The organism is Rhodococcus sp. EPR-134 (assembly GCF_001647205.1).
GTDB classification, from domain to species: domain Bacteria; phylum Actinomycetota; class Actinomycetes; order Mycobacteriales; family Mycobacteriaceae; genus Rhodococcus_F; species Rhodococcus_F qingshengii.
The window spans coordinates 1-4,918 of record NZ_LVCT01000440.1 but is presented as its reverse complement, the minus strand read 5'-3'; the positions used below and the strand labels follow the sequence as shown (position 1 = coordinate 4,918).

Genomic DNA, 4,918 nt, shown 5'->3' with positions numbered 1-4,918 from the left:
CGACCACCGGCCATGCCTCGTCAACGGTGGCGAAGGCATGCGTTGCACCGAACTCAAGTGCCTTCTCACGTTTGAATGCGACCGGATCGATAGCAATCACGTAGCGGCAACCGGCAATCCGCGCGCCCTGCACTGCGTTACTGCCGATCCCCCCCACTCCGATGACCACCGCGGTGTCGCCTGCGCGCAGCTCGCCAGTGCGAACCGCTGAACCGAAGCCCGTCGTCACGCCACAGCCGACTAAGGCAGCGCGGTCGAGGGGGAAGCCTTGATCGATCTTCACGACGCTGGCCACGGGGACCACGGTGTACTCGCTGAATGTGCCGAGCACACACATCTGCCCGATGTCTTCACCGCGTCCGTGGAATCGGTAAGTGCCGTCAAGCTGTGGCCCCAGAACGATGGAGGCGCCCATGTCGCACAAGTTCGTCATGCCTCGGGCGCAGTAGCTGCATCGTCCGCAAGCTGGCAGGAAGGAAAGGACGACGGGATCGCCCTCTTCGACTTCGGTGACGCCGGCTCCCACCTTGTGGATAATCCCTGCGCCCTCATGACCGCCGACGACGGGGAAGGGAATCGGAATATCGCCCGTGACCAGATGCTCGTCTGAGTGGCATAAGCCGCTGGCTGTGAGCTTGACCATCACCTCGCCTGGCTTGGGATCGTCGAGATCGAGTTCATCGACCTGCCATTTCTCGCCGAGTCCCCACAGGACCGCAGCCTTAGTTTTCATCCATATTCTCCATTCATCAGTAACCTCCGACACGTCTACTGTGCCGGTGTGGTGTACATCACCGCGCGGTCCTTGAGCGCCACCTTTGGCCCGAGCGCGCCACCCGGCATCACGGCAGAATTCGCCTCGACCGATCCTTTGGGGTGTGCTGGTGGGGTTTCGTCCGAGGTGGTTGTCCTTAGCGTGGGGCGTGCTAGCGGTCTATCAGTGCCACTAGGTTCGGCCCCACGAGGCCTTTGTGAGCAGGGCAAAAAGTCATTCGGTCTGTGCATCCTTATGTCTTCGGCGGGTTGGCATCGTCAATCGACGGGATTCACCGGGACAAGGGTCCGTACGTCATTTCGTGGTATCCTTCCCGTGCGTACGGCGGCGCTAGCACCGCGTGCCCGCGCGATGAACCAGATTCGGGCGAATTTGATGGATCACGGGCCTACTTACTACACGGTCCCGGGTGTTGAAAGAGGATACTTGCGCGGCCTCGAGACGTGTCGGCGAGGTGTGGCCGTACGCCCGACCGTGCCCTGACACGGTCTTGGAGAATGAAATCGCACGAAGGCCACTCCACCCTGCCGTCGGCTTACTGGACGGAGCGCTGGCACACGAGGTTCGACCCGCCTGCTCGTGCGCTCCTGCTGATGCTGGTTCACGGAACGAGTTCGAAGGTCGAGACTTATTTGCGGGCGAGACCTATTTGCCATACGAGAAAATCTCTCCGACACAGCCCTGTCCGGGGCTACGGTACATGCGGCAATCCGGCGTCGCGCTGGCTACGATACCGCCACCGTCGCCCAACTGGGCGGGCTTCACTGCGTGCCGGATTCGTCACCCAAGCCTTCCGTAACGGTGCAGACGTACGCGCCATCATGCACCAAACCGGGTACACCACAACCCGCAATGGTCGAAACATACGCTCACGAGAATGCGCCACTGGTCGGCAACGCCGTTACCGAGCTCGGCCTATGACCAGGCACCCGACCGAGCCCGTGACCGGCGACGGGACGACCGGGGCAGATGCTGACCACGACGACCGCCCTTGTCCGATACGACCAGCGGACATCACGAACACGTCGATACCGAGGCGGGATCGGCACACGTGGTCACTGTTCGAGGACTGGTGCACCGCCCATGGCGAACCCTCACTGGCGGCCTCTCCGGAGTCACTTGCTCGGTTCCTTCACGCGCACCCCGCCGCGCCGACGACCCAACGCCGTCGGATCGCGGTGATCGACACCGCTCATCATCGGCATCTATTACCTCCTCCCGGGCGCGCTGAGACCGTCCGGGCTGCGCTGGATGGTGCCCGCACGTCGCGCCTGCAAGAGGTGGCAGCCGTGATCGGCGGAATCATCGCGCGGCTTCCCGAATACGGTTGGCCGTCAGCGTTGTTCGCACGCAGAGACGCACTGATCCTCACGCTCGCTACGACAGGTCTGCCGTACACGCACATCGCGGCCCTGCGGGCGTGCGATGTCACCGCCGATGCGGGTCTCGACGCCCTTCGCGTCGAGACAGGCCGCGGCGTTCATACCCTCACCTCCCTCGCGCTGGCGGGGACGGGCATCTCGCCGCGGATGGTGTACCAGCGCTGGTGTGAGGTGCTCGGCCATCGGACCCGGTATCCGAGCACTCGAATGATCGCCGACGCTCTCGATGCCGTGGACGGCGGCGCCGGGCTCGGCGGATACGACCGGTATTTCGACCCGGCCGGGAAACAGCCGCTGTCGACTCCTATCGACCGGTGGGGCCACACCCCGTTGGCTGCGACCCCGCTGACCGCCCGTGCGGTCGCGGGCATCGTGCGAATGCACCTGGACGGACGGGCACCCACCCACCTGCAGCCCACTGCGCGGTCACAACAGCCGGAGCAGATCGCGGCACCGGATCCAGTACCGCGGGTCCTACTCGACCCCGGCTACTGCGAACGCGGAACGCTTGCGCGTAGACACGCCCACGGTCTTCTCGACGACGTGGACTCCGTTCTGGCCGATGTCGAAACGCGCGCGGACAGCCTGTTGGAAGCACTCGTCGACTTTCTCGAATCGGAGACCACACGCGTACCGGCCGACACCGTCGAGTGACAAGTGGTTCGTACTCGGGTTTGCACAAACTCTTCTTCTCACGGCAGGGTGGCGGTGACGTCTCCGAAATCTCCGCGATGAAGATCGACCAGGCCGCGAACGGAGGCATCGATCTGACCCCGTCTGTGTGGTCTACGTCGAATCCGGGTCGTCCGAGAGTCGTGGGTTTCGGAAGTCTTTCGGAGAGCGCCCGGTCCAGCGTTTGAAGGCATGAGAGAAGTTGGCGAGGTCGCTGTATCCGAGTTCAGAAGCGATCTCGCTGACCGAAACCGAGCGGTCGAGGAGCCGTAGCATCGCGCGTTCGTACAGCAGCGATTGGCGCAACTTGCTATAAGTGGTCCCTTCTTCGGCAAGCCGCCGCTTCAACGTGCTGCTGGACATCGACAAAGCTTGTGCAACATCATGGTTGGTTCGCTGTCCGAGGTCCTTTTCCAACAGTTGCCTCACCTTCTCGGCGGATGGCATGGACCCACTCCGATGGGCGAGTGTTCGCTGCAGATCAGCGATAGCGAGTCGATATGCGAGAGGGTCCGAGAACCGACAAGCCTTGTTTAGTGTGTCCTCGGGTACGTGGACGAAGGAAATCGGAGCGTCGAAGAACCGGCGATTCGCCCCCGGACCTTTGTCGTGGCTCACCTCGGTCGGCTCCGGCCAGCTCAGATGGAGTGTCACCGGCGATATGTCACCGGCGAGCATGTCCAGCAGTCGTAATAACGCCGACCCACCGTAGGTGATGACCAAGCAGTCCAGTGCGGAATCGCCTGTGTGCGCAGTGAGCCCGACGATCAGACCGTAGTCGCCAGTGTGGAACTGCGATTTCAACGCCGTGGAGATCAATGGCAGGTATGTTAGGAGATCGACGATCTCGGCGACCGAACCAGCGCTGATCAAAGGTGAACTCAGGGGCCCGAACGATGTCAACTGGGCCTGCTCGGCAAACGCAAATCCGAGTCGAGTGGCCTGGGCGATATCGAGTTCGGGATAGACCTCCCGAAACCACCGTATCGGTGCCTGGACGTCATGCTGAATGAGCGTCGCTTCACTGGTTCCTTCGCGGTGCATGATCGCGCGAAGGCGCGCGGCGGCGCCAGGGTCGAGTGCGCGGCGTTCGAGCAGCTGCACGAACGCAAGCGGTGGCAAACCCTCATCGCTCAGCTTCACGGTGATTCCTTTGACCCGAATTCACAAGTTTATGACTCCACCGAACATAGCCGTCACCCACGTTTGCGACGACACTTTCGTCGATCACGCCAGGAACTGAGGTGGTGGCAAGCTGGACGGATTCTTGTCCGGAAGTTCGTTTCTCTTGAGAATGGGAATATTGCGTGACACCGACGCTAGCGGCGCTACACCGCTGTCGCTACGGTCGACCGAATCGAGTCGTCTTGCTCAACTCTGGATTGGCTTGAAAATCTTGGAACCCCTCGATGTACGGAGCGAGTAGGTCTGCGATATCGGTGGCGGTCTGGGCTGCGTCAGTCGGGGGCCGTGAGACATACGCCAAGGCCATCTGAACGATGGACGTGCTCAGGATATCGGCTTGGCGTTTCGGGGCTTGCACCCAGCATCGCTGAAATGTGGCAGAGAGGTGATCTGCGGCTCGCTCGACAAGCTGGGTGCTGTGAACAGTAATGAGCCGCAGGAGGTCTGCGGATGCGTCTTCTTCTCGTAGCGATCTGACCAATGGGTCACGTTCGGAGACGGCGAAAAACGCAGCCAAACCTCGGCCGAGCGCCAATCTGATATCACCAACGCAAGTGTAGAGTCCATCGTCCACCACACTGACCAGCTGATCGGTCAGTCGTATCGCGTAGCTCTCCGCCACACCGCGCCGGGACCCGAACTCGTTATAGATGGTCTGTCGAGACAAACCGGCTTCCTTCGCGACCTCGGACATGGTCACGGACTTCCAGCTCTGCCGCAGCAGGAGAGCGCTCAATGCGTCTAACGCGGTCGCACGAAGGAGAGTGCTTGCCGCTGTCCGGTAGCCACCATCAGGGCGCGCAGTGAGCAATGATCAGAACCTGTGGATGGTTCTCGGCGAGGCGGCGTGAGTGGGCGCACCTTCCCGGGAATGATCTGAAATTCCATCAGCTCTGATCAGGAC

Annotated in this window: 4 protein-coding genes and 1 pseudogene; 2 read left to right on the top strand and 3 right to left on the bottom strand. The window is 61.8% G+C overall.

Going from position 1 to position 4,918, the window contains the following annotated elements:
• Positions 1-733, bottom strand: a 733-nt coding sequence (locus A2J01_RS20465; RefSeq protein ID WP_064113460.1) for an alcohol dehydrogenase catalytic domain-containing protein, incomplete at its 3' end; no start/stop codon positions are given.
• Between the two features lie 687 nt (positions 734-1,420).
• Between A2J01_RS20465 and A2J01_RS36930 the strand changes: the two are divergent.
• Together A2J01_RS36930 and A2J01_RS20460 are read left to right on the top strand one after the other, a co-directional pair.
• Positions 1,421-1,696, top strand: a pseudogene (locus tag A2J01_RS36930) (tyrosine-type recombinase/integrase); the annotation flags it as partial.
• Positions 1,693-2,811: a hypothetical protein gene (locus A2J01_RS20460; RefSeq protein ID WP_051649475.1), complete on the top strand. Its 1,119-nt coding sequence runs from the start codon at positions 1,693-1,695 to the stop codon at positions 2,809-2,811. The pseudogene A2J01_RS36930 and the gene A2J01_RS20460, both read left to right, overlap by 4 nt.
• Positions 2,812-2,943: 132 nt before the next feature.
• Here A2J01_RS20460 and A2J01_RS20455 read toward each other — a convergent pair whose 3' ends face one another.
• Positions 2,944-3,972 (bottom strand): helix-turn-helix domain-containing protein, encoded by a 1,029-nt coding sequence (locus A2J01_RS20455; RefSeq protein WP_051649474.1) that lies wholly within the window; start codon positions 3,970-3,972, stop codon positions 2,944-2,946.
• Positions 3,973-4,171: 199 nt separating this feature from the next.
• A complete protein-coding gene (locus tag A2J01_RS20450; RefSeq protein WP_080733443.1) occupies positions 4,172-4,750 on the bottom strand; it encodes a TetR family transcriptional regulator in 579 nt (192 codons plus the stop codon).
• Positions 4,751-4,918: the final 168 nt, after the last annotated feature.

Coding starts and splice junctions, on each gene's coding strand:
- A2J01_RS20460 (WP_051649475.1), top strand. CDS start 1,693: ATGACCAGGCACCCGACCGAGCCCGTGACCGGCGACGGGACGACCGGG.